23 protein-coding genes are annotated in these 22,889 nt (G+C 68.0%); 15 read left to right on the forward strand and 8 right to left on the reverse strand.

Annotated elements, in window-relative coordinates; translation table 11 throughout:
• Positions 1-170: 170 nt before the first annotated feature.
• Genes EGT29_RS11135 through EGT29_RS11150 form a run of 4 tightly spaced genes read left to right on the forward strand, consistent with a single transcriptional unit; the run spans position 171 to position 3,633 of the window.
• Positions 171-785, forward strand: coding sequence for a biliverdin-producing heme oxygenase (locus tag EGT29_RS11135; RefSeq protein WP_124689056.1), 615 nt, complete (start codon positions 171-173; stop codon positions 783-785).
• Between the two features lie 13 nt (positions 786-798).
• Entirely contained in the window at positions 799-1,695 is an 897-nt protein-coding gene (locus tag EGT29_RS11140) for a hemin ABC transporter substrate-binding protein (protein WP_238160363.1), read from the forward strand.
• Positions 1,676-2,815 carry a FecCD family ABC transporter permease gene (locus EGT29_RS11145; RefSeq protein WP_370282947.1) on the forward strand — a complete coding sequence of 380 codons (1,140 nt, stop codon included), beginning with the start codon at positions 1,676-1,678 and terminating at the stop codon, positions 2,813-2,815. The genes EGT29_RS11140 and EGT29_RS11145 overlap by 20 nt, the downstream gene beginning before the upstream one ends.
• Positions 2,812-3,633, forward strand: coding sequence for a heme ABC transporter ATP-binding protein (locus EGT29_RS11150; RefSeq protein WP_202865611.1), 822 nt, complete (start codon positions 2,812-2,814; stop codon positions 3,631-3,633). The genes EGT29_RS11145 and EGT29_RS11150 overlap by 4 nt, the downstream gene beginning before the upstream one ends.
• 13 nt (positions 3,634-3,646) lie before the next feature.
• On the opposite strand, the gene EGT29_RS11155 is transcribed toward EGT29_RS11150, so the two are convergent.
• Positions 3,647-5,275: an electron transfer flavoprotein-ubiquinone oxidoreductase gene (locus EGT29_RS11155; protein ID WP_124692310.1), complete on the reverse strand. Its 1,629-nt coding sequence runs from the start codon at positions 5,273-5,275 to the stop codon at positions 3,647-3,649.
• A 159-nt stretch (positions 5,276-5,434) separates the two neighbouring features.
• Between EGT29_RS11155 and EGT29_RS11160 the strand changes: the two genes are divergently transcribed.
• The 7 genes from EGT29_RS11160 to ftsB all read left to right on the forward strand — a co-directional run bounded on the left by EGT29_RS11160 (position 5,435) and on the right by ftsB (position 12,009).
• Entirely contained in the window at positions 5,435-6,127 is a 693-nt protein-coding gene (locus tag EGT29_RS11160) for a CoA transferase subunit A (RefSeq protein WP_124689058.1), read from the forward strand.
• 102 nt (positions 6,128-6,229) lie between these two features.
• Positions 6,230-6,892 carry a 3-oxoacid CoA-transferase subunit B gene (locus EGT29_RS11165; RefSeq protein ID WP_124689059.1) on the forward strand — a complete coding sequence of 221 codons (663 nt, stop codon included), beginning with the start codon at positions 6,230-6,232 and terminating at the stop codon, positions 6,890-6,892.
• On the forward strand, positions 6,876-7,550 hold the full coding sequence (locus EGT29_RS11170; protein WP_161567787.1) for a hypothetical protein: 675 nt from the start codon (positions 6,876-6,878) through the stop codon (positions 7,548-7,550). The genes EGT29_RS11165 and EGT29_RS11170 overlap by 17 nt, the downstream gene beginning before the upstream one ends.
• 197 nt (positions 7,551-7,747) lie before the next feature.
• On the forward strand, positions 7,748-9,406 hold the full coding sequence (locus EGT29_RS11175) for a CTP synthase (protein WP_124689061.1): 1,659 nt from the start codon (positions 7,748-7,750) through the stop codon (positions 9,404-9,406).
• A 16-nt stretch (positions 9,407-9,422) separates the two neighbouring features.
• The gene (gene kdsA, locus EGT29_RS11180; protein WP_124689062.1) at positions 9,423-10,310 is read left to right on the forward strand and encodes a 3-deoxy-8-phosphooctulonate synthase; all 888 of its coding nucleotides are present in this window, start codon (positions 9,423-9,425) and stop codon (positions 10,308-10,310) included.
• Positions 10,311-10,332: 22 nt separating this feature from the next.
• Positions 10,333-11,616, forward strand: a complete 1,284-nt coding sequence (eno, locus tag EGT29_RS11185) for a phosphopyruvate hydratase (protein WP_124689063.1) — start codon at positions 10,333-10,335, stop codon at positions 11,614-11,616.
• Between the two features lie 48 nt (positions 11,617-11,664).
• Positions 11,665-12,009 (forward strand): cell division protein FtsB, encoded by a 345-nt coding sequence (gene ftsB, locus EGT29_RS11190; RefSeq protein WP_124689064.1) that lies wholly within the window; start codon positions 11,665-11,667, stop codon positions 12,007-12,009.
• Between the two features lie 8 nt (positions 12,010-12,017).
• On the opposite strand, the gene EGT29_RS11195 is transcribed toward ftsB, so the two are convergent.
• Complete coding sequence (locus tag EGT29_RS11195; protein WP_161567788.1) at positions 12,018-12,689, reverse strand: hypothetical protein; 672 nt, start codon at positions 12,687-12,689, stop codon at positions 12,018-12,020.
• Between the two features lie 134 nt (positions 12,690-12,823).
• Entirely contained in the window at positions 12,824-13,756 is a 933-nt protein-coding gene (gene hslO / locus EGT29_RS11200; protein ID WP_124689066.1) for an Hsp33 family molecular chaperone HslO, read from the reverse strand.
• A gap of 68 nt (positions 13,757-13,824) precedes the next feature.
• Between hslO and EGT29_RS11205 the strand changes: the two genes are divergently transcribed.
• Positions 13,825-14,652 (forward strand): ferritin-like domain-containing protein, encoded by an 828-nt coding sequence (locus EGT29_RS11205; protein ID WP_124689067.1) that lies wholly within the window; start codon positions 13,825-13,827, stop codon positions 14,650-14,652.
• Here the strand turns inward: EGT29_RS11205 and EGT29_RS11210 are convergent.
• Positions 14,582-16,270 carry an acyl-CoA synthetase gene (locus EGT29_RS11210; RefSeq protein ID WP_124689068.1) on the reverse strand — a complete coding sequence of 563 codons (1,689 nt, stop codon included), beginning with the start codon at positions 16,268-16,270 and terminating at the stop codon, positions 14,582-14,584. The two genes, EGT29_RS11205 and EGT29_RS11210, sit on opposite strands and share 71 nt — an antisense overlap.
• 243 nt (positions 16,271-16,513) lie before the next feature.
• Between EGT29_RS11210 and EGT29_RS11215 the strand changes: the two genes are divergently transcribed.
• Genes EGT29_RS11215 through greB form a run of 3 tightly spaced genes read left to right on the forward strand, consistent with a single transcriptional unit; the run spans position 16,514 to position 18,785 of the window.
• Positions 16,514-17,371 carry an alpha/beta fold hydrolase gene (locus EGT29_RS11215; protein WP_238160365.1) on the forward strand — a complete coding sequence of 286 codons (858 nt, stop codon included), beginning with the start codon at positions 16,514-16,516 and terminating at the stop codon, positions 17,369-17,371.
• 2 nt (positions 17,372-17,373) lie between these two features.
• A complete protein-coding gene (locus EGT29_RS11220; protein ID WP_370282949.1) occupies positions 17,374-18,216 on the forward strand; it encodes a 3',5'-nucleoside bisphosphate phosphatase in 843 nt (280 codons plus the stop codon).
• A 5-nt stretch (positions 18,217-18,221) separates the two neighbouring features.
• Positions 18,222-18,785, forward strand: a complete 564-nt coding sequence (gene greB / locus EGT29_RS11225; protein WP_124689071.1) for a transcription elongation factor GreB — start codon at positions 18,222-18,224, stop codon at positions 18,783-18,785.
• Between the two features lie 8 nt (positions 18,786-18,793).
• On the opposite strand, the gene EGT29_RS11230 is transcribed toward greB, so the two are convergent.
• From EGT29_RS11230 to EGT29_RS11245, 4 genes are all read right to left on the reverse strand, one after another.
• Positions 18,794-21,052: a bifunctional (p)ppGpp synthetase/guanosine-3',5'-bis(diphosphate) 3'-pyrophosphohydrolase gene (locus tag EGT29_RS11230; RefSeq protein WP_124689072.1), complete on the reverse strand. Its 2,259-nt coding sequence runs from the start codon at positions 21,050-21,052 to the stop codon at positions 18,794-18,796.
• Between the two features lie 93 nt (positions 21,053-21,145).
• Positions 21,146-21,349 (reverse strand): DNA-directed RNA polymerase subunit omega, encoded by a 204-nt coding sequence (gene rpoZ, locus EGT29_RS11235; protein ID WP_087839443.1) that lies wholly within the window; start codon positions 21,347-21,349, stop codon positions 21,146-21,148.
• 35 nt (positions 21,350-21,384) lie between these two features.
• Complete coding sequence (gmk, locus tag EGT29_RS11240) at positions 21,385-22,026, reverse strand: guanylate kinase (protein WP_124689073.1); 642 nt, start codon at positions 22,024-22,026, stop codon at positions 21,385-21,387.
• Positions 22,027-22,196: 170 nt separating this feature from the next.
• The gene (locus EGT29_RS11245) at positions 22,197-22,883 is read right to left on the reverse strand and encodes a phospholipid-binding protein MlaC (protein WP_124689074.1); all 687 of its coding nucleotides are present in this window, start codon (positions 22,881-22,883) and stop codon (positions 22,197-22,199) included.
• Positions 22,884-22,889 lie beyond the last annotated feature (6 nt).

Below are 22,889 nucleotides of genomic sequence, written 5' to 3' on the forward strand. Positions count from 1 at the left end.
CGAGCCCAGGGCCCTGGAATACCGTGCGCCGGAGTCACAATTGCTTTGCGTGGGAAGAGGGAATACGAGGGAAGGAAGCGCGCGAGGCGAGACAGATGCCGGCCGAGCAGGCATAATTCGATGTAATTGAGATCGATTCTCCTTTGCATTTCCGTCCGAGGTATTACGCCATGTCGCTCCAAAGCGCCTCTTCGCCGTCGCTGGCCCTGCGCCTGAAAACCGAAACCGCTCCCTTGCACGAGAAGCTCGACAAGCTCGTGATGTCGCTCAAGCCGTTCGACACCCGGGAGAACTATGGCCGCTTCGTCGCCGCCCAGTATCTTTTCCAGCGCGACATCGAGTCGCTGTACGACGACCAGGCCTACGCGGCCCGGATTCCGGACCTGGCCACGCGGCCCCGGCTGGCGGCGGCGCACGCCGATCTGCAGGACCTGGGGCAGGCCATTCCCGAGGCCGGCGAAGCGCCGCGGGGGCAGGGCATGGCCCTGCCCGAAGGCCTGGGCTGGCTGTACGTGTCCGAGGGCTCCAAGCTGGGCGCGGCCTTCCTGTTCAAGGAAGCGGGCCAGCGGCTGGGGCTGGACGAGAACTTCGGCGCCCGCAACCTGGCATCGCCTGCCGACGGCCGCGGGGCGGCGTGGAAGCGTTTCGTCCAGGCGCTGGATGGCAGCGGCCTGTCCGCCCAGGAGCAGGACAGGGTGGTGGCCGGGGCCAGCGCCGCCTTCGAGCGCTTCGCCGTGCTGCTGGCGCGCAGCTATGATCTGAAGGGCGAGCCGTCGCTCGCGTGAGGGAATGATGTCGATGTCCACTATGACGGAGCGCCGCCGGGCTTTGCTGGCGGCGCTGCCGGCCGGCCTTCTGCTGGGGGCCCTGGCGCCGGTGGCGCGCGCCGCCCGGCCGCTGGCCCAGGGGCCGCGCGTGGTGTCGGTGGGAGCCGGCGTGACCGAGATCGTCTATGCGCTGGGCGGCCAATCCCAGCTGTTGGCGGTCGATACCAGCAGCCTTTACCCGCCCCAGGCCCTGGCGCTGCCCAAGGTCGGCTACCAGCGCACGCTGTCGGCCGAAGGCGTGCTGTCCCTGGGGCCGCAGGTGCTGCTGGCGGGCCAGGAGGCGGGTCCGCCCGCGGTGCTGCGGCAGATCGAGTCGGCGGGGGTCAAGGTCGTGCACGTCGATGGCGACTACACCTTCGACGGCGTGTTGGGGCGCATCGGTACCGTGGCGGCCGCGCTGGGCCGGCAGGCCGAAGGCCAGGCGCTGGCCGACGGGCTGTCGTCGCGCTGGCAGGCCTTGCAGGCCCGCATCGCGGCGGCGCCGCTGCGCGGGCCGGGCGGCCGGCCACTGCGCGTGGCCTGCGTGATGCGGCATGGCGCCAGCACCATGGCGGCCGGGCGGGATACGGGCGCCGACGCGATGCTCAAGCTGGTCGGCGCGGTCAATGTGTTCGGCGGCGACTTCGCCAACTACAAGCCCTTGTCGGCCGAGTCGCTGGCCAGCGCGGCGCCCGATGCCATCGTCGGCACCTTCGACGGCACGCAGGAGCCGGATGCCCGGGCGCGCCTGCTGGCCACGCCGGGCCTGGCGATGACGCCCGCCGGCCGGAACCAGCGCGCGGTGTTGTTCGACATCGTGCTGCTGCTGGGCTTCGGTCCACGCCTGCCGCAGGCGGTCGAAGACCTGTATGGCGCGCTCGGCGCATGAGGTCGGCGCCGTGACGACTGTTTCCAGCGTGGAGACGGCCACGCCGCCGTCGGGCTGGGCCCGGGTAAGAGCGGGCCGCATGCCGGCCGCCTGGCTGTTCGCGGTCCTGGCCGCGCTGCTGGCGGTGCTGGTGGTGGTGGCCGCCGGCCGCGGCGCCTATCCCATCTCGGCGTCCAACGTGCTGGCCATCCTGCTGCACAAGGCGGGCCTGTCCCAGGGCGGGTTCGAGCCCCAGCAGATGGGCGTGCTGTGGACCATACGCCTGCCGCGCGTGATGCTGGGCGTGGCGGTGGGCGCGCTGCTGGGCATGGCGGGCGCGACGCTGCAAGGCCTGTTCCGCAACCCCTTGGCCGATCCCGGCCTGATCGGGGTGTCCAGCGGGGCGGCGCTCGCGGTCGCGCTGACCATCGTGTTCGGCAACCTGTGGTGGCCGGCGCTGGCCCAGGCCATGGGGCTGGCGCTGCTGCCGGTCGCCGCCTTCGCCGGAGGCGTGCTGACCACCTTGCTGGTCTACCGTATCGGCCGCACCTCGCTGGGCGTATCCGTGGCCGCCATGCTGCTGGCGGGGATCGCCATGAACGCCATCGCCATGGCGCTGATCGGGCTCGCCAGCTACATGGCGACCGACGAGCAGCTGCGCAATCTGACCTTCTGGAACCTGGGCAGCCTGGCACCCGCCACCTGGCCCATCGTGGGCGTCGTGTCCGTGGTCGGCGCGGTGGCGCTGGCGGGCATGTGGCGCCTGCGCAGCGGGCTCAATGCGATGGCCCTGGGCGAGGCCGAGGCCCGCCACCTGGGCGTGGCGGTGGAAAGCCTGAAGGCGCTGGCGGTGGTGTTCAGCGCGCTGGCGGTGGGCATGGCGGTGGCCTTCTGCGGCATCATCGGCTTCCTGGGCCTGGTCGCGCCGCACTGCATCCGCCTGATGGCGGGGCCGGACGCGCGCATCGTGCTGCCCGGCGCGGCCCTGCTGGGCGCCGCGTTGACGGTGGGGGCCGACCTGGTCGCCCGCCTGATCATCGCGCCGGCCGAACTGCCCATAGGCGTGCTGACCGCGCTGATCGGGGCGCCGTTCTTCCTGTTCCTGCTGCTGCGGGCCAAGGGCAGGATGTTCGAAGGATGACGAGCATGCTGGAAGTCCGTTCATTGACGGTCGCGCGCCGCCAGGCCGGCCAGCCGCATCCGCGGGTGGTGTTGGACGGCATCGATTGCGCCGTGGCCGAGGGCGAGGTCGTGATGCTGATCGGCCCCAACGGCGCGGGGAAGTCCACGCTGTTGTCGACCATGGCGGGCGATCTGGGGCCGGCCGCGGGCGAGGTGCTGTTCAAGGGGCGGCCGCTGCGCCAGTGGGCGGCCGGCGAACTGGCCCGGCAGCGGGCGGTGCTGCCCCAGCGGGCCGGGCTGAGCCTGCCGTTCACCGTGGACGAGGTGGTGCACCTGGGGTGCCTGGCGCGCAGCGAGCCGCGCCGGCAGCTCGAAGGCATCGTCCGGGCGGCGCTGGAAACGGCAGGGGTCACGCATCTGGCCCAGCGCTCCATGCCCGCGCTGTCGGGCGGGGAGCAGGCCCGGGTGCATCTGGCGCGGGTGCTGGCGCAGATCTGGCCCGGCGAAACCGGGTCGGGCGCTGGCCGGCTATTGCTGCTGGACGAACCGTGCGCCAGCCTGGATCCGCATCACCAGCACTCGGTATGCACGGCGATCCGCGATTTCGCGCATCGCACCGGCGCGGCGGTGATCGTGACCATGCACGACATGAACCTGGCGGCCCAGTATGCCGACCGCATCGTGGCGCTGTGGGAAGGGCGGGTGCTGGCGGATGGCGAGCCGCGCGCGGTACTGACGCGCGACTTCGTGCGCCGGTGCTTTGCCGTCGACGCGGCGCACTGGCAGACGGACGAGGACTTCCTGGTGGCGACCCGGCCGCTGCACGGTCCGGCCTGAGGCCGCCGCCCGATCACATCTCGTTGTAGACCGGCCCTTCGCCCCCTTGCGGCGTGACCCAGACGATATTCTGCGTGGGGTCCTTGATGTCGCAGGTCTTGCAGTGGACGCAGTTCTGGGCGTTGATCTGCAGGCGTTCGGTGCCGGTGTCGTCCTTCACGAACTCGTAGACCCCGGCCGGGCAGTAGCGGCTTTCCGGGCCGGCGTAGCGCGCGAGGTTGACGTCGACCGGAACCGAGGGATCCTTGAGCGTCAGGTGGATGGGCTCGTTTTCCTCGTGGTTGGTGTTCGAGATGAACACCGAGCCCAGCCGGTCGAAGGTCAGCTTGCCGTCGGGCTTGGGATATTCGATGCGCGGGCAGTCCGCGGCGGGCTTCAGGTAGACGTGGTCGGGCTTGTCGCGGTGCAGCGTCCAGGGGAAGTTTCCGCGCAGCAGCCACTGTTCGATGCCGGTCATCAGCGTGCCGACCGTGCGGCCCTTCTTGAACCACTGCTTGAAATTGCGCGACTTGTTCAGTTCCTCGCGCAGCCAGGAGGCCTCGAAGGCGGCCGGGTAGCTGGCCAGTTCGTCGTGGCTGCGGCCGGCCTCGATGGCCTCGAACGCGGCCTCGGCCGCCAGCATGCCGCTCTTGATGGCCGCGTGGCTGCCCTTGATGCGCGAGGCGTTCAGGAAGCCGGCCTCGCAGCCGACCAGCGCGCCGCCCGGGAAGGCCAGGCGGGGCAGGGACAGCAGGCCGCCGGCCGTGATGGAGCGCGCGCCGTAGGCGATGCGCTTGCCGCCCTCGAGGAAGCCCCGGATCGAAGGGTGGGTCTTGAAGCGCTGGAATTCCTCGAAGGGCGACAGCCACGGGTTGCTGTAGTCCAGGCCCACGATCAGGCCGATGGCGACCTTGTTGTCTTCGAGGTGGTACAGGAACGAGCCGCCGTAGGTGTCGGCGTCCAGCGGCCAGCCGGCGGTGTGGACGACCAGCCCGGGCTGGTGCTTGGCGGGATCGATCTCCCACAGTTCCTTGATGCCGATGCCGTAGCTTTGCGGGTCCTTGCCGGCATCCAGCTTGAGCTTCTCGTTCAACTGGCGGCCCAGGTGGCCGCGCGAGCCTTCGGCGAAGATCGTGTAGCGGGCATGCAGTTCCATGCCCGGCTGGTACTGGTCGGTGGGCTGGCCGTCGCGGCCCACGCCCATGTCGCCGGTGGCCACGCCTTTGACCGAACCGTCCTCGTTGTAGAGGATTTCGGCGGCGGCGAAGCCGGGGAAAAGGTCCACGCCCAGGGCCTCGGCCTGTTCGCCCAGCCAGCGGGCCACCTTGCCCAGGCTGACGACGTAGTTGCCGGTGTTGTGGAAACAGGCCGGCAGCAGCCAGCCGGGCGTGGCGCGGGCGCCGGTTTCGGACAGGAACAGGAAGCGGTCTTCGCTGACGGGAGTGTTCAGCGGCGCGCCCTTGGCCTTCCAGTCGGGAATCAGTTCGGTCAGCGCGCGCGGGTCCATGACCGCGCCGGACAGGACGTGGGCGCCGATCTCGCTGCCTTTCTCCAGTATGCAGACTCCGATTTCGCGGCCTTTCTCGGCAGCAAGCTGCTTGAGGCGGATCGCGGTGGACAGGCCGGCGGGCCCGCCTCCGACGATGACCACGTCATATTCCATCGACTCGCGTTCGTTGCCTTGCATGTACAGGGTTCCTCCGGGTGGGGTGGGGGTGCGGAACCGGCGGTGTCGCCGCTAAGCTAAGATAGTTGGAAGTATCATCCCCGATTGTATTTCAAGCGATCACGGCCGTTGGCCACCACGTTAGCGAGGAAGACGATGAACAAGGTCTATGCCAGCGCCCGCGAGGCGCTAGCGGACATCGTGCGGGACGGGCAGACCCTGGCGGTCGGCGGTTTCGGCCTGTGCGGCATACCCGAAGCCCTGATTGCCGCGCTGCGCGATACCGGTGTCAAGAATCTGACCTGCATCAGCAACAACGCGGGCATCGACGGCGCCGGCCTGGGCCTGCTGCTGGAAACGCGGCAGATCCGCAAGATGATCTCTTCGTACGTCGGCGAAAACAAGGAGTTCGAGCGCCAGTACCTGGCGGGCGAGCTGGAAGTGGAATTCACGCCCCAGGGCACGCTGGCCGAGAAGCTGCGCGCCGGCGGCGCCGGCATCCCGGCCTTCTTCACGGCCACCGGCGTGGGCACCCAGGTGGCCGAGGGCAAGGAAATCCGCGAATTCGACGGCAAGAAATATGTCATGGAGCGCTCGCTGGTGCCCGACGTGGCGCTGGTCAAGGCCCTGGTGGCCGACAAGAGCGGCAACCTGATCTTCAACAAGACCGCCCGCAACTTCAACCCCAACGCCGCGATGGCCGGCAAGGTCACGGTGGCCGAGGTCGAGCGCATCGTCGAGAACGGCGAACTGGATCCGGATCACATCCACCTGCCCGGTATCTATGTGCACCGCCTGGTCCTGAATGCGACCCCGGAAAAGCGCATAGAACAACGGACGGTAAGGTAACCCCCCCTACGCCCTTCGGGCGCCCCCCAGGGGGCGGCGCTGGTGGACCGGCGGAGCCGGATCCACGGCGCCCTGGGTCGACGGATATCAAGGAGAAATGACATGGCATGGACTCGCGATGAGATGGCCGCGCGGGCGGCGCGTGAGTTGCAGGATGGTTTCTACGTGAACCTGGGCATCGGGCTGCCGACGCTGGTGGCCAATCACGTGCCCGAGGGGCTGGAGGTCTGGCTGCAGTCCGAGAACGGGCTGCTGGGCATCGGGCCGTTTCCCACCGAGGACGAGGTCGATCCCGACCTGATCAACGCCGGCAAGCAGACGGTGACCACGCTGCCGGGCTCGTCCATCTTCTCGTCGTCGGATTCCTTCGGCATGATCCGCGGCGGCAAGATCAACCTGGCCATCCTGGGGGCGATGCAGGTGTCCGAGCAGGGCGACCTGGCCAACTGGATGATCCCGGGCAAGATGATCAAGGGCATGGGCGGCGCCATGGACCTCGTGGCCGGCGTCGGACGGGTGGTGATCCTGATGGAGCACGTGGCCCGCAAGAAGGACGGCACGGTCGACCTGAAGATCCTGCCCGCGTGCACGCTGCCGCTGACGGGCGTGGGCGTGGTGAACCGCATCATCACCGACCTGGCGGTGCTGGACGTCACGCCGCAGGGGCTCAGCCTGGTCGAGCTGGCCCCCGGCGTCACGGCCCAGGAAGTGGTCGAGAAGACCGCGGCCAAGCTGGATACCTCCGCCGTTGCCGCGTCGGTTTGAGTGGGGCGGGGCGGCCCGGCGGGCTGCCCTGGCCGTAGTGATGGCGGTGCCGGCCGTTTCCGCGCACGCCGAGGCCGGCGGGCCCTACATCCCGGCGGCGCTGGCCATTCCGGCCGTCGCCTCGCGGCCCGAGGCCTTCGTTCCGGAGGGGTTCACGCTGGAGCGGGAAGTGCAGGGGGACCTGGGCCAGGACGCGCCGGGCGTGGCGCAGGTCTACCGCAATGCCGAGGGGCGCCGCGCGCTGCTGCTGGGAACGCGAGGTCCCCTGGGCTTCGAGGCCACGGGCTGGGGGTTCGTCCTGCCGTGCGCCACCTGCGGCGTGGACCTGTCAGCCGACCGCAACCTGGAGCTGGCCATACGCCAGCAGCGCGTGGTCGTCACGGACCGCAGCGTCTCCAAGGCGGAAGAAATCTCCACCTCGGCCGAACTGACGCTTGCCTACGACCGCGCCACACGCCGCTGGTGGCTGCAATCGCTGCGCCAACTGACCCTGTTCGCCCGCACCGGCCGCGCCGAAGAGTCGCGTGTGGACTACGAAACCGGCGCCACCCGCGACGCCGTCGGCCGCTACGACGGCCAGGTCTTCTTCGCCGAGACCTCCCAGACCGGCACCCTCGAAGGCGACCGCCCCGCCCTGGATACGCTCGTGTTGTATTAGGGGTAGACCCAGGGCGCCGCGGATCCGGCTCCGCCGGTCCGCCAGCGCCGCCCCCTGGGGGGCGCCCGAAGGGCGTAGGGGGGGGCCATGTCTTTTTGTCGCCAAAGGTTACGCGCGCTTGGATCGCGAGCTTTCGCAACTCCCGCTATAATTCCAATTTCCCGCAAGCGCTCGGCAAAAACCGGGCGCCATTGGCAATGACCAAGTACGTATTCGTTACCGGTGGCGTGGTGTCTTCCCTGGGGAAAGGCATTGCCGCCGCGTCTCTGGCCGCTATCCTCGAATCGCGCGGCCTCAAAGTCACCCTCCTCAAGCTCGATCCCTACATCAACGTCGATCCCGGCACGATGAGCCCGTTCCAGCACGGCGAGGTCTTCGTCACCGAAGACGGCGCCGAGACCGACCTGGACCTGGGCCACTACGAGCGCTTCATCTCCGCGCGCATGCGCAAGGTGAACAACTTCACCACCGGCCAGATCTACGAGTCGGTGCTGCGCAAGGAACGGCGGGGCGACTACCTGGGCAAGACCGTGCAGGTCATCCCGCACATCACCAACGAGATCCAGGACTTCATCGCGCGCGGCGCGTCGGCGGCCTGGGATGGCGAGACCGACGTCGCCATCGTCGAGATCGGCGGCACGGTGGGCGACATCGAGTCGCTGCCCTTCCTCGAGGCCGCGCGCCAGATGAGCCTGCGCCTGGGGCGCGGCGGCGCCGCCTTCGTGCACCTGACCCTGGTGCCGTTCATCGCCTCGGCCGGCGAACTCAAGACCAAGCCCACGCAGCACTCGGTGCAGAAGCTGCGCGAGATCGGCATCTACCCGCATGCGCTGCTGTGCCGCGCCGACCGTCCCATCCCGGACGACGAGCGCGCCAAGATCTCGATGTTCTCGAACGTGCCGCTGGACGCGGTCATTTCGGTCTGGGACGTCGATTCCATCTACAAGATTCCCGCCATGCTGCACAAGCAGGGCCTGGACGAGCTCGTCTGCGAAACGCTGGGGCTGCAGCCCCAGCCGGCCGACCTGTCCATGTGGGATCAACTGGTCCATGCCCGCGAGAACCCCGAGGGCGAGGTCCACATCGCGATGGTCGGCAAGTACGTCGACCTGACCGAGTCGTACAAGTCGCTGACCGAAGCGCTGGTGCACGCCGGCATCCACACCCGCTGCAAGGTGGTGGTGGACTACATCGACTCCGAGGAAATCGAGAGCGAAGGCGTGGGCAAGCTGAGCAAGTTCGACGCGATCCTGGTGCCCGGCGGCTTCGGCAAGCGGGGGACCGAAGGCAAGATCCAGGCGATCCGCTATGCCCGCGAGAACGGCGTGCCCTACCTGGGCATCTGCCTGGGCATGCAGCTTGCGGTGATCGAGTTCGCCCGCCACGTGGCCGGCCTGGCCGGCGCCAACAGTACGGAATTCGACCCGGACACGCTGCACCCCGTGGTCGCGCTGATCACCGAGTGGATGGACCGCGAGGGCCGCGTCGAGCGCCGCTCCAACACGTCCGACCTGGGCGGCACCATGCGCAAGGGCGCGCAGCGCTGCCCGGTCAAGGCCGATACGATGGCGCACGACATCTACGGCGACGAGGTGAACGAGCGCCACCGCCATCGCTACGAGGTGAACAACGTGTACGTGCCCAAGCTGGAAGATGCCGGCATGGTCATCAGCGCGCGCACGCCCACCGAGAATCTGCCGGAAATGATGGAATTGCCCAACCACCCGTGGTTCATGGGTGTGCAGTTCCACCCCGAGTTCACGTCCACGCCGCGCGACGGCCATCCGTTGTTCTCGGCCTATATCCGCGCGGCGCGCAAGCACAAGTTGCAGCGCGTGACGGCGGAGCAGGGCTGAGCGCCTGGAGGTCACCATGAGCCAAGACCCGCACGCCTCGACCCGCAGCTATCCCATCTGCGGCTTCGAGATCGGCCTTGCCAGGCCGTTCTTCCTGATCGCCGGACCCTGCGTGATCGAATCGCAGCAGATGGCGATCGACACGGCCGGCGTCCTGAAGGAGCTGACCGGCAAGCTCGGCATCCCCTTCATCTACAAGAGTTCGTTCGACAAGGCCAACCGCAGCTCGAGCCAGTCGTTCCGCGGCATGGGCATGGACTTCGGGCTGAAGGTGCTGTCCGAGGTGAAGGCGCAGGTCGGCGTGCCGGTGCTGACCGACGTGCATGAGACCGAGCAGGCCCGCCCCGTGGCCGACGTGGTGGACATGCTGCAGACGCCGGCCTTCCTGTGCCGCCAGACCGATTTCATCCGTGCCTGCGCGGCCACGCTCAAGCCGGTCAACATCAAGAAGGGCCAGTTCCTGGCGCCGCACGACATGGTCAACGTCGTGGCCAAGGCCCGCGAGGCCGCGGTCGAGGCGGGCGGCGACGGCGGCAACATCCTGGTGTGCGAGCGCGGTGCATCGTTTGGCTACAACAATCTCGTGTCGGACATGCGCTCGCTCGCTATCATGCGCGAAACGGATTGCCCCGTCGTGTTCGACGCCACGCACTCGGTCCAGCTTCCGGGCGGGCAGGGCACCACTTCCGGCGGGCAGCGCGAATTCGTGCCGGTGCTGGCGCGGGCGGCGGTGGCCGTGGGCGTGTCGGGCCTGTTCATGGAAACGCACCCGGATCCGGCCCATGCCAAGTCCGACGGGCCCAACGCCGTGCCGCTGGCGCGCATGGGCGACCTGCTGGCATCGCTGATAGAACTCGACCGCGTGACCAAGCGTCACGGGTTCCTCGAAAACGATTTCCAATAACTTTTCTTGAGACTGGACTCCTATGAGCGCAATCGTAGACATCATCGGGCGCGAGATCATTGATTCCCGCGGCAATCCCACCGTCGAGTGCGACGTGCTGCTGGAATCGGGCGCGATGGGCCGCGCCGCCGTGCCCTCGGGCGCGTCCACCGGCGCGCGCGAAGCCATCGAGCTGCGCGACGGCGACAAGTCGCGCTACCTGGGCAAGGGCGTGCTCAAGGCCGTCGAGAACGTCAATACCGAGATCGCCGAAGCGCTGATGGGCCTGGATGCGCAGGAACAGGCCTTCCTGGACCGTACCCTGATCGAACTGGACGGCACCGAGAACAAGGAGCGCCTGGGCGCCAACGCCATGCTGGCCGTCAGCATGGCCGTGGCCAAGGCCGCCGCCGAGGAATGCAGCCTGCCCCTGTACCGCTATTTCGGCGGCAGCGGCGCGATGAGCATGCCCGTCCCGATGATGAACGTCATCAACGGCGGCGCGCACGCCAACAACAACCTCGACATGCAGGAATTCATGATCCTGCCGGTGGGGGCCAGCAGCTTCCGCGAATCGCTGCGCATGGGCGCCGAAGTCTTCCACGCGCTGAAGAAACTGATTCATGACAAGGGCATGTCCACCGCCGTGGGCGACGAAGGCGGCTTCGCCCCCAACGTCGAGAACCACGAGGCGGCCATCCAGCTCGTGCTGCAGGCCATCGAGAAGGCCGGCTACGAGCCCGGCAGCCAGATCGCCCTGGGCCTGGACTGCGCCAGCTCGGAATTCTTCCGCGACGGCAAGTACCGCCTGGAAGGCGAGGGCGTGACCCTGAGCGCGCAGGAACTGACCCACATGCTGGCCACCTGGTGCGACAAGTATCCGATCATCTCGATCGAGGACGGCATGGCCGAGAACGATTGGGACGGCTGGAAGTACCTGACCGAGCAGCTGGGCAAGAAGGTGCAATTGGTGGGCGACGATCTGTTCGTCACCAACACCAGCATCCTGAAGCGTGGCATCGAGCAGAACATCGCCAACTCGATCCTGATCAAGATCAACCAGATCGGCACGCTGACGGAAACCTTCGCGGCGATCGAGATGGCCAAGCGCGCCGGCTACACGGCCGTGGTGTCGCACCGTTCGGGCGAGACCGAGGACACGACCATCGCCGACATCGCCGTGGCCACCAACGCGCTGCAGATCAAGACGGGGTCGATGTCGCGCTCGGACCGCATGGCCAAGTACAACCAGCTGCTGCGGATCGAGGAAGACCTGGGTGACGTCGCCCACTATCCCGGCCGCGAGGCTTTCTACAACCTGCGCTGATGCGCGCGGCCGCGCCGCCCGTGCGGCGCGGTCCACGGAAGAGCCTCCATGCGCCTGCTCACGCTGATAATCGCCTTGCTGCTGGTGATGATCCAGTATCCGCTCTGGCTGGGTAAGGGCGGTTGGCTGCGCACCTGGGAACTCGAGCGCCAGCTCGATGCCCAGCGGCATAGCAATGACGAGCTGCGCACGCGCAACGTCGCGCTGGATGCCGAAGTACGCGACTTGAAGAGCGGGACCGACGCCATCGAGGAGCGGGCCCGCTACGAACTCGGCATGCTGCGCCAGAACGAGGCCTTCGTGCAGATCGTCGACACCCCGCCGGCCGGCACCGTGCCGGCCAGCGCGGCTCAGCCGGCCTCCCGGCCGGCGGCCGCTCCCCGCTCGCGCTGACGCCGGGCCTAGGGACCGAGCAGATCCCGGTTCCTGCCATGCTCGCGCGCCGCCGACTGCATCGGCATGGCGATTTCGCGGCGTATCACCAGCAGGCCCGCCGCGCGAGCCTGTTTCACGTAGTCATCGCTTTCCGATGCGCTCGCCAACGACCGCAGCAGGGCGCGCATGCCTGGCAGATAGGGGGCGTGCAGATAGGTCAGCCGCAGCACCAGTGTATTGGCGTCGAACAAGGTCTGGCCCGAGCGTGGACCGATACCGCCGCGGTAGCGTGAAAGGTAGACCGTGTCGTGGTGCAGGCGCTGGTAGTCGTAGTCGAGTTCGCGTGGTCCCGCCGAGCGGCCGACCGCGAAGTCCTGGAAGCTGGCGGGAGTCGGGCTGAGTTGCTCGAGCCGCGCCATGCGCAGGCCGTGGGTGCGGGCCCAGCTTGCCATGCGCGCCCGCACCGCGGACAACTGCTCGTCCGGGTTCGGCGTGGCGCGGACGCCCAGGGCGGGAGACAGCGCGCGTTCGAAGGCTTGGGCGGTGGCCGCCGGATCGGCTCGCGCCGCGGTTCCGGCGCGAGCGGCCTCGAACAGGGCGTAGCCGACGGCCTGGCGCATCAGCAGCCAGCGGCCCGTTTCGAAGGCGCCCAGGCCCGCCCATAGCAAAGGAAGGGCGATGACCGTGAATTCGGCCATGGCGGCACCGCGCTGGCGAAGAAGAGAGCGCATGGACGGAGAGTGGCTGGAAGAGCCCTCCAGCGTGCCCGCACGCGGGCGATGCGTCGATTGTGGGAACCACGGCCGCCAGCCAATGAGGAGGCGCTGGTTCCTTAATGCCGCGCTTCGCTCTGGTGCCGAACCTTGGCCGACGCGTTCGCGAACAACTCCGCGCAATCGACCGGGTCGAACTCGAAGCTTTTCACGCAGTAGTCGCAATTGATCTGGACGCGTCCCTGTTCGGCCAGGATGTCGTCGATTTCTTCCCTGCCCAGGCGCAGCAGCACATCGGCCACCTTTTCGCGCGAGCAGGTGCAGCGGTACGACACGGCGGCCGGTTCGAAGGTCCGCAGGGTTTCCTGCCAGTACAGGCGCCGGACCAGCGCGTCGGGCGTCAGCGTGAGCAGTTCCTCGGACTTGATGGTCTCGGCCAGGATCTGGGCGCGTTCCCAGGTGTCGTCCGCGACCGAGGCCGGCGCGGGTTCGGCGGCCGCCTTGCCGCCCTGGCGGGGCAATTGTTGCAGCAGCACGCCGGCGGCGCAGCCGGTGTCGGCGGCCAGCCAGATGCGCGTCTGCAGCTGTTCGGAAGCCAGCATGTAGTGCTCCAGCGCCTGGGCCACCGATTCGCCCTGCAGGGCGACGATGCCCTGATAGGGCTGCTGGCCGGGCAGGCGCTCCTGCGGATCCAGTACCACCGAGAAGCGGCCGCCGCCGTTGGGGTTCAGCAGGCTTTGGAAGGTGCCGTCGTCGGGCACGGCATGGCCTTCGCGCAGCTTGACGGTCGCCCGCATGCCCAGATCGGCGTGGCATTCCACCACGATCAGGCCGATCGGGCCATCGCCCTGCAATTGCAGCACCACGGTGCCGTTGAACTTGATGTTGGCGGCCAGCAGCGCACTGGCCGCGACGAGTTCGCCGAGCAGCTTCTGGACGGCGGACGGATAGTCGTGCCGCGCCTGGATTTCCTTCCAGGTCTCGCGGATGGACACGACTTCGGCCCGGACCGTCTGGTCCTCGAACAGGTATTTCTTGAGTTGGTCGGACAAGAAGGCTTCCTCGGAAAAAATGGGCGGCTGCAGTGGTCGCCTTGACCGGCCATTCTACAATGCACCCCATGACTGCTGAACTGGAACTGCGGCAGGCCGCCTGCGCGCTGCTGGTCCTGGATGACCCGGCCGGGAAGGCCGCCGGTACCCGCGAACTGGCGGCCACGTCTATATATGTGGACGCCGGCCGCGTCTTGCAAGAGCCCGCGGGAGTGCCGGGCCGGCCGGCCCGGCCGCCGCTGGTGTCGCCGCGCGATGTGCCGGGGCGGGGCGTGGCCTCGGTCGAGGCGCGGGCGGCGCTGCTGCACGCGCTGGCCCATATCGAGTTCAACGCGATCAACCTGGCGCTGGACGCGGTCTGGCGCTTCGCCGGCATGCCCCAGGACTACTACCTGGACTGGCTGAAGGTCGCCGGCGAGGAAGCCCTGCATTTTTCGCTGTTGGCCGAGCATCTGCGCATCCTGGGCCATGCCTACGGCGATTTCCCCGCCCACGACGGGCTGTGGCAAATGGCCGAGCGGACCCGGCTCGATCCGCTGGCCCGGATGGCGCTGGTGCCGCGTACGCTGGAGGCCCGCGGGCTGGACGTCAGTCCTGCGATACGGGCCAAGCTGGCCGGAGCGGGAGACGCGGCGGCGGCCGGCATCCTGGACATCATCCTGCGCGACGAGATCGGCCACGTGGCCATCGGCAACCGCTGGTACCGGTATCTGTGCGAGCGCGAGGGCGTCGATCCCGTGGACCACTACGCGGTGCTGGCCCGGCGCTACGACGCGCCGGGCCAGTTCGGTCCGTTCAATATGCCCGCCCGCCGGGCGGCGGGCTTCACGGAAGCGGAGTTGCGCTCGCTGGAGCTGTCGGCCATTTCCGGCCGCGATCGTCCTCGATCTGCCTGAGCGCCTGGCGCCGGATCTTGCCCGAGGGAGTGAGCGGCAGGGCCTCGACGAATTCGATCTCCTTGGGCGCGCCGTCCTGGCCGAGCTGCGCGCAGGCGTGCGACAGCAGGGCTTCCCGCAGGGCCGCCTCGCGTCCGGCCTTGTCCTGTTCCGGCACGGCCAGGGCGACGACGTAGGCCTTGATGCCGCTGCCGTCCGGCGTCGGCACGACCACCGCCTCGACCACCTCGGGGTGCTGGGTCAGGCAGTCCTCGATGGGGCCGGGCGCCACCAGGCGGCTGCCCAACTGGAACATTTCGTCCAGGCGGCCCACGTACCAGAGGTAGCCGTCGGCATCCTGCCGGGCGAGATCGCCCGTGCGATGCCAGGTCCCGCTGACCGGCCGCCCGGTTTCCTCGCCCCGCCAGTAGCCGGCGAAGAAGGAGGGATCGGGATGGCCATGGATGTCGTAGCGGTTGACGGCGATCTCGCCATGTTCGCCGGTGGCGACCGGCCGGCCCAGGGCATCGACGATGGCGATCTGGTGGCCGGGGTAGGGCCTGCCCAGGCTGCCCGCCCGGGCGGGCCATTTCTGGCCGCTCTGGCCGATGACGGTGCCGATCTCGACCTGGCTGAAGGTCTCGTTGGGTTCGACCCCCAGTGCCGCCTTGCATTGTTCGAACAGCGCCGCGCCCAGCGAGGTGTCGGTGGCGGTGATGGCGCGCAGGGCCAGCCGGTGGCGCTCGGCGGGGCGGGGCACGGCCTTGAGCAGCCGGCGCAGGTCGCGGGTGGTCAGCGCGATGTTGGTGACGCGGTAGCGTTCCAGCAGGGCGAACGTGGCGTCGGGATCGGGCGGCTGGCGCATGCCCACTACCGGCTGGCCGAAATACAGGCCCGGTAGCAGCGCGCCGAACAGGCCGTGGGGGCTGCCCCATTCGGAGGCCGTCCACAGGACGTCGGCGGGCTGGGGGAACCAGTTCTGGGCGGCCACGAAGCCGGGCAGGTTGCCGATCAGGGTGGCGTGGGGCAGGACCACGCCCTTGGGCACGCTGCCCGCGCCCGCCGTATAGAGCAGCAGCGCGGGGTCGGAGGCCGAGGTGGGGTGCATGTCGAAGGCACTTTCCTGGCGGGCGAGCAGCGTGCGCCAGGAAAGGACCCGCTCGTCGTCCAGGTCGATGCCGACCGTCTGGCGCAGCAGGGGACAGTGCTCGGTGGCTGGCAGCAGGGCCGCCGCCGCGGCGCCGTCGACGATGGCGATCCGGGCTTCGCTGTCGCGCAGCCGCTGTTCGTAGGTCTGGGCGTTCAGCGCGACCGACAGCGGGACGGTAATGGCGCCCATCTGGTAGACGGCGATATGGGCGACGACGGCTTCGGGGCGCTGGGGCAGGGCGATGGCGACGCGGTCGCCGCGCTGCACGCCCATGCGGCGCAGGCCATTGGAGAAGCGGTTGGCGTATTCGTGCAGGCGGCCGTAGGTCCAGACTTCGCGCCGTCCTTCGGCATCTTCGGCGTAGATCGCGATGCGGCGGGCATCGGCGCTGGTGACGGTCCAGCGGCGGCAGCAGACATCGGCGATGTTCAGGCGTTGCGGGACCCACCAACGGAACGTGGTGTAGAGTGCCTGGTACTGGTCTTCCATAACCCTCCGCTGGATTCAGGATCTGGTCCGGCCAGGTCGGCGGACGGGGTTTGCTGCGTTATATAGCAATCATTACTGACCTGACCGATAACCGCAATGGCTTTGGTGCCCGCGGTGCCAGGCCAAACGCCTCACGAGCCCCGTCTTTTCGCGGGTTTTCCTCCAATTTCCCCTAATTGTCGATAAATGATCATGTACGAGCCGCTTGTAGCCCCGCGATCGGAGTATCTGGATGTTCGGGGTTTGCGTCACCATTTTCGTCATTGGGGCGACAGCAGCGCGCCGTTGCTGCTGGCGCTCCACGGCTGGATGGATTCGTCGGCCTCGTTCCAGTTCGTGGCGGACCGCTTGGCGGGCGATTTCCATGTCGTGGCGCCTGACTGGCGCGGCTTCGGCAGGACGCAGTGGGGAGGCGGCGATTGCTACGAGGTCGGCGAATACCTGGGTGATCTGGACGCTTTCTGCCGTCATTTGTCGCCTTCTTCTCCCGTCCGGCTGTTGGGGCACAGCATGGGCGGCAACATGGCCATGCTGTACGCCGGCGTGCGCCCCGAACGAGTGGCGGCGGTGGCCAACCTGGAAGGGATGGGGCTGTCGGCGCAGCCGGCCGACGCGGCGCCGGGCCGGCTGCGGCAGTGGATGGATCAGATCGTGGCCGGCGCGCGGCTGGGGGACTACGACAGTCCCGAGGCCTATGCGCAGCGCCTGATGCGGGACAATCCCAGACTGGATGCCGCGAAGGCGCTGTTCCTGGCCCGCGAGAACGGCTGTCCCGAAGGGGAGCGGTGGCGGCTGCGTGCCGATCCCGTCCACAAGATCGTCAATCGTGTCCTTTATCGGTTGGAAGAGGTGCTGGCCTGCTGGCGTGCGATCACGGCGCCGGTGCTGTGGGTGGAAGCCGCTGACAGCGCCGTCCGCGCCCGGGCATGGGCGGAGCCGGGCTACGAGGACAGGCTGGCTGGCGTTGCTTGCCTGCAACGGGTGACGGTCGCCGATGCCGGCCACATGCTGCATCAGGATCGTCCGGCCGAGGTGGCGCAACTCGTAGCAGATTTCCTGGCGCGGGCGGCGACGGTGCCGAGTGGCCGTCCTACAATGTGAACATGGAATCCGCCCTGAACGTCGATCTGCACTGCCATTCCCAGGTGTCGGACGGCATGCTGCCGCCCGCCGAGCTGGCGGCGCGGGCGCGCCGCAATGGCGTCGACGTACTGGCGCTGACCGATCACGACGAGGTCGGCGGCCTGCACGAGGCCGCGGCGGCTTCGCGGGAACTGGGCATGCGCTTCGTCCCGGGGGTGGAGATCTCGGTCACCTGGGCCGGGGAAACGGTCCACATCGTGGGCCTGCGCGTCGATCCCGACGATGCGGTGCTGGTCGAGGGGCTGCGCGACACCCGCTCCGGCCGCGAGCGCCGCGCCCGCGAAATGGCGGCGCAACTGGCGGCGGTCGGCATCCCGGACGCGTTCGAGGGGGCGCTGGTCCACGTCGGCAATCCGCAACTGATCAGCCGTACGCACTTCGCGCGTTTCCTGGTCGAGCGCGGCGTGTGCAAGGACGTGGGCGAGGTCTTTCAGAACTACCTGGTGGAGGGCAAGCCCGGCTACGTACCCATGCGCTGGGCCACGCTTGCCGATGCCGTGGGATGGATACGGGGCGCCGGCGGCGTGGCCGCCATTGCCCATCCGGGCCGCTATCCCTACACGCCGCTGCAGTTCCATGCGCTGTACGATGAATTCCTGCAACTGGGCGGGCGCGGCATCGAGGTCGTCACGGGCAGCCATACGCCCGACCAGTATCGCGAGTATGCCGAGGTCGCCACGCGCTATGGCTTCCTGGCCTCGCGCGGCTCGGACTTCCACGGCCCCGAGGAAAGCCGGGTCGACCTGGGCTGCCTGCCTCCCTTGCCCGCGCAGCTGACGCCTATCTGGCACGACTGGTTTTGAGCTTCATGAACAAGGCTTTTGTCAAAGAATCCGAGGGCCAGGACGACGACGACCTGCCCGAGCACCTGGCCCTGCCGGCCGGCGTGCGCAACTACATGACGCCCGACGGCTACGCGCGCCTGCGCGGCGAACTGGTCCACCTGATGAACGTGGAGCGGCCGTCGGTGGTGCAGATCGTGTCGTGGGCCGCCTCCAATGGCGACCGTTCCGAGAACGGCGACTACCTGTACGGCAAGAAGCGCCTGCGCGAGATCGACCGCCGCATGCGTTTCCTGACCCGCCGCCTGGACATCGCCGAAGTGGTGGACACCTCCGCCCAGCCCAACCGCGACCAGGTGTTCTTCGGCGCCACGGTCAACTACATGGACCGTGCCGGCGAGGAACACACGGTGACCATCGTGGGCGTGGACGAGGCCGAACCGCTGCAGGGTCGGATCAGCTGGATCTCGCCCGTGGCGCGTGCCTTGATCAAGGCGCGCGAGGGCGATACGGTCGTGCTGCGCACCCCGTCGGGCGTGGATGAACTGGAAATCCTGGAAGTGAGCTATCCGGATCCGCCGCCGCCGTAGCGGGCCGGTCAGCCCTTGACGCGGATGATGCGCTGGACCTGGGGCACGCGGCGCAGGTGGCGGATGACCTGGGCCAGGTGCTGGCGGCTTTCCACCTGGATGGTGAAATGCACCGCCACGGTGGACGAGGCCTCGTCCTGCATGGAGACGTGGGTGATGTTGGCGTCGGAGGCCGATATCTCGGCCGCCACGCGGCCCAGCACGCCGCGCTCCTGGCGCAGCACCACGTCGATGCGCACGGTGAAGTGGCGCGAGGTCTGGTCGTCCCAGGCCACGTCCAGCCAGCGTTCCGGTTCGCGGGCGCGTTGGCGGCGGGCGTTGGGGCAGTCTTCGGTATGGACCACCAGGCCATGCCCCAGTCGCACGTAGGCGACGATGGCATCCCCGGGTATGGGCGTGCAGCAGGGGGCCAGCTGCACCGCCAGGCCTTCGTTGCCCTGGATGCGTATGGGCGTGGCCGTGCCTTGTTCCGTGTAGCGTTCCACCTGTTCGGCGGTGGTCGAGATGGGGTCGCCCTCGGGCATGAAGCGGCGCGCGACCACCGCCGCGAGCCGTTTGCCCAGCCCGATGTCGGCCAGGATCTCGTCGCGCGAGCGCGCGCCGCTGCCGCGTGCCAGCTTGTCCCAGATCGGGTCGGTGCTGTCCGGCATCGGCATGTTCATGGACTTGAGCGCCTGGCCCAGCAGGCGTTCGCCGAAGCTGACGGACTCCTCGTACTTGACCGTGCGCAGGTAGTGGCGGATTTCCGAGCGCGCCTTGCCGGTGCGCACGAAGTTCAGCCATTGCGCATTGGGACGCGAATGCTCGGCGGTAACGATCTCGACCGCGTCGCCGCTCTTGAGTTCGGTGCGCAGCGGCACGAACTCGCTGTTGACCTTGGCGGCCACCGTCTGGTTGCCGACGTCGGTGTGGATGCTGTAGGCGAAATCGATGGGCGTGGCGCCGCGCGGCAGCGAGATGATCTTGCCGCGGGGCGTGAAGACGTAGACCGCGTCGGGGAACAGGTCCACCTTCACGTGTTCCAGGAACTCGCTGCTGTCGCCGGTCTGGCGCTGGATGTCGAGCAGCGACTGCAGCCACTGGTGGGTGCGTTTCTGCAGGTCGTTCAGGTCGACGTCGGAGGTCTTGTACAGCCAGTGCGCCGCCACGCCGCTCTCGGCCACCTGGTTCATGTCGCGCGTGCGGATCTGGAACTCCACCGGCGTGCCGTAGGGGCCCACCAGCGTCGTGTGCAACGACTGGTAGCCGTTGACCTTGGGAATGGCGATGTAGTCCTTGAACTTGCCCGGCACCGGCCGGAACAGCTGGTGCAGCGTGCCCAGCGCCAGATAGCACTCGGGCTGCGAATTGACCACGATGCGAAAGCCGTAGATGTCCAGCACTTCCGAGAACGATTTCTTCTGTTCCAGCATCTTGGTGTAGATGCCGTACAGGTTCTTCTCGCGGCCGTTGACCTCGGCTTCGATGCCGGCGGCGGGCAGCGCGGCGCGCACGGCTTCCTGGATCTTGCCCACCAGTTCGCGGCGGTTGCCGCGCGCGGCCAGCACCGCCTTGCGCAGCACCATGTAGCGGTGGTGATACATCGCCTCGAAGCAGAGTTCCTGCAGTTCGCGGTAGATGATGTTCAGCCCCAGGCGGTGGGCGATGGGAGAATAGATCTCCAGCGTTTCCCGCGCCACGCGGCGGCGTTTCTCGTGGCTGACGGCGCCCAGCGTGCGCATGTTGTGCAGCCGGTCGGCCAGCTTGATCAGGATGACGCGCACGTCGCGCGCCATGGCCAGCAGCATCTTGCGGAAGCTCTCGGCCTGTTGCTCGGCCTTGCTGGCGAACTCCAGCCGGTCCAGCTTGGACAGTCCGTCGACCAGTTCGGCGACCTCGGTGCCGAAGCGTTCGATCAGCTCCTGCTTGGTAACGCCCTGGTCTTCCATGACGTCGTGGAGCAGGGCGGCCATCAGCGCCGCCGCATCCAGTTTCCAGGCGGCGCAGATTTCGGTGACGGCGATGGGGTGCGAGATGTACGGCTCGCCACTGGCGCGGAACTGGCCCAGGTGCGCTTCGTCGGAGAAACGGTAGGCTTCGCGCACCCGGCGGACGTCTTCCGGGCTGAGATACTGCGAAATGGTTTCGGCCAGCGGGGCGAACGAGACGCCGGCGGCGGCCGGCGCGGGACTGGCTGAGGCGAGCGCCTGGGAACCGGCGGCGGCAGCAACTGCTATCGGTGTTCCGGAAGTACTCCCGGAACGCGAGGAAGAAACTGGAAATCCCATGGTCGCCTCAGGAGGAGCGCCCCCGGGGGGACCGGGCCGCTCCAGGCATCGCCGGCCTGTATGCCGGCGGCAAGACCGTCATGGTCTTGGAAATCAGGTGGGGACCTTTTTCAGCATTTCCACCCCGGTCACGCCGGAAGCGACCTCGCGCAGCGCGGTAACGGTCGGCTTGTCCTTGCTATCGAGCTTGGGGGCATGGCCCTGGGCCAGTTGCCGGGCGCGATAGGTCGCCACGAGGGTCAGTTTGAACCGGTTCGGAATTTGCTTCAAGCAGTCTTCTACGGTGATACGTGCCATGAGGGTCCCTGAAAGCTGTGCGTACTGGACGCGAGTCAAAGCGGTGCGGACGTTTGCGGAATGCCCAGTTGCGAAAACAGACTGGCATGCCGGGCCGCCTGAGAACGAAAACGCAGCCTGGCGGCGGTAACGATCGTCGTCATGTCGGCCAAGGCTGCGCTAAAGTCTTGATTAATAATAACATATTCGAATTCGGGAGCATGCGCGAACTCGCCCCCGGCTGCCAGCAGCCGCCGCGCGATCACATGGGACTCGTCCTGGCCGCGTTCGTGCAGCCGGGTTTCCAGGGCCTCGATGGATGGCGGAAGGATGAAGATGCCGATGGCTTCGGGGAATTTGGCGCGCACCTGGCGGGCTCCCTGCCAGTCGATTTCCAGCAGGACGTCGTTGCCGGCCTCGGTCTGGCGTTGAATCCAACTGCTCGGCGTGCCGTAGAAATTCCCGTGTACCTCGGCCCACTCCAGCAGGTCATCCTCGCGCTGCATCTTCTCGAAGGCGGGGACGGTGACGAAGTGGTATTCCTTGCCGTCGGTTTCACCCGGGCGGGGCGGGCGGGTGGTGCAGGAAATCGACAAGCGGATTTCGGGTCTGGCCTTGAGCAGGGCGTTGACCAGGCTGGACTTGCCGGCGCCGCTGGGCGCGACGACCATGAAGACGTTACCGGCGCGTGGAGGCATGAATCAGTGCGGAACACAAAAAAATATTATATCCCCCCCGCCCTTGGGGGACGCAAGAATACGGCGCTCCGCACCGAGACAGCCCCACAAAGACCCAGGATGCGGTGGATCCGGCTCCGCCGGTCCACCCGCATCGCCCCCTGGGGGGCGCCCGTAAGGGCGTAGGGGGGTTATCTACCCGTATTCATCTTTTGATTGCTGGTCTGCAGGGCCTTGATGATGGCGTCCACGCCGCCCTGCGAACCGATGGAGGCGAACTGGTCGCGGTAGTTCTGGATGAACCAGACGCCCATGACGTTCAGGTCATAGATCTTCCAGCCCTGGTCGCTTTTCTCCAGCCGGTAGTCAACGGGGATCGGGTCGCGCTGGCCGTCGGTAACCGTGGTGCGCACGACGACGTCGGTGGCGCCGGGTTCGGCGCGGAAGGGGCGCATGTCGACGCGGGCCTGCGGGGTGATGGTGGAGACCGAGCCGCCGTAGGTGCGCACCAGCATGTTGCGGAACTCCTTGACCAGCGCGGTGCGCTGCTCGGGCGTGGCCTGGCGCCAGTAGCGGCCCACCGCCAGGCGGGTGGTCTTCTCGAAGTCGACGTAGGGCAGGATGAGTTCGTCGATGGCCTGGTTGATCTTCTCGGGCGAGCCGGACTTCAGTTCCTGGTCCTTGCGGATGCGGTCCAGCACGTTGTTGGCCGCCTTCTGGATGATCACGTTGGGCGGATCCTGCGGGCCGGGTGCCTGCGCGCGGGCCTGGCCGGCGGCGAAGAAAGCGAGGGCCAGCGCGGTCGCCCAGCAGGCGAGCCAGGCCAGGCGGTGGCGGGTCGAGGCGAGGGCTTGGAGGGCGGGGCGCGAGTCGAGCATGGGATC

The organism is Pigmentiphaga sp. H8 (assembly GCF_003854895.1).
In the GTDB taxonomy this organism is placed as follows: Bacteria; Pseudomonadota; Gammaproteobacteria; order Burkholderiales; family Burkholderiaceae_B; genus Pigmentiphaga.

Excerpts from the sequence above, each read along its gene's own strand:
- ftsB (WP_124689064.1), top strand. The coding sequence starts at position 11,665 with ATGCGCCTGCTCACGCTGATAATCGCCTTGCTGCTGGTGATGATCCAG.
- EGT29_RS11155 (WP_124692310.1), bottom strand. The coding sequence starts at position 5,275 with ATGGAATATGACGTGGTCATCGTCGGAGGCGGGCCCGCCGGCCTGTCC.
- EGT29_RS11230 (WP_124689072.1), bottom strand. The coding sequence starts at position 21,052 with ATGGGATTTCCAGTTTCTTCCTCGCGTTCCGGGAGTACTTCCGGAACA.
- EGT29_RS11145 (WP_370282947.1), top strand. The coding sequence starts at position 1,676 with ATGGCGCGCTCGGCGCATGAGGTCGGCGCCGTGACGACTGTTTCCAGC.
- EGT29_RS11175 (WP_124689061.1), top strand. The coding sequence starts at position 7,748 with ATGACCAAGTACGTATTCGTTACCGGTGGCGTGGTGTCTTCCCTGGGG.
- greB (WP_124689071.1), top strand. The coding sequence starts at position 18,222 with ATGAACAAGGCTTTTGTCAAAGAATCCGAGGGCCAGGACGACGACGAC.
- EGT29_RS11210 (WP_124689068.1), bottom strand. The coding sequence starts at position 16,270 with ATGGAAGACCAGTACCAGGCACTCTACACCACGTTCCGTTGGTGGGTC.
- rpoZ (WP_087839443.1), bottom strand. The coding sequence starts at position 21,349 with ATGGCACGTATCACCGTAGAAGACTGCTTGAAGCAAATTCCGAACCGG.
- EGT29_RS11205 (WP_124689067.1), top strand. The coding sequence starts at position 13,825 with ATGACTGCTGAACTGGAACTGCGGCAGGCCGCCTGCGCGCTGCTGGTC.
- EGT29_RS11245 (WP_124689074.1), bottom strand. The coding sequence starts at position 22,883 with ATGCTCGACTCGCGCCCCGCCCTCCAAGCCCTCGCCTCGACCCGCCAC.
- EGT29_RS11165 (WP_124689059.1), top strand. The coding sequence starts at position 6,230 with ATGGCATGGACTCGCGATGAGATGGCCGCGCGGGCGGCGCGTGAGTTG.
- EGT29_RS11195 (WP_161567788.1), bottom strand. The coding sequence starts at position 12,689 with ATGGCCGAATTCACGGTCATCGCCCTTCCTTTGCTATGGGCGGGCCTG.
- EGT29_RS11135 (WP_124689056.1), top strand. The coding sequence starts at position 171 with ATGTCGCTCCAAAGCGCCTCTTCGCCGTCGCTGGCCCTGCGCCTGAAA.
- EGT29_RS11140 (WP_238160363.1), top strand. The coding sequence starts at position 799 with ATGTCCACTATGACGGAGCGCCGCCGGGCTTTGCTGGCGGCGCTGCCG.
- EGT29_RS11160 (WP_124689058.1), top strand. The coding sequence starts at position 5,435 with ATGAACAAGGTCTATGCCAGCGCCCGCGAGGCGCTAGCGGACATCGTG.
- kdsA (WP_124689062.1), top strand. The coding sequence starts at position 9,423 with ATGAGCCAAGACCCGCACGCCTCGACCCGCAGCTATCCCATCTGCGGC.
- eno (WP_124689063.1), top strand. The coding sequence starts at position 10,333 with ATGAGCGCAATCGTAGACATCATCGGGCGCGAGATCATTGATTCCCGC.
- gmk (WP_124689073.1), bottom strand. The coding sequence starts at position 22,026 with ATGCCTCCACGCGCCGGTAACGTCTTCATGGTCGTCGCGCCCAGCGGC.
- EGT29_RS11150 (WP_202865611.1), top strand. The coding sequence starts at position 2,812 with ATGACGAGCATGCTGGAAGTCCGTTCATTGACGGTCGCGCGCCGCCAG.
- EGT29_RS11220 (WP_370282949.1), top strand. The coding sequence starts at position 17,374 with ATGGAATCCGCCCTGAACGTCGATCTGCACTGCCATTCCCAGGTGTCG.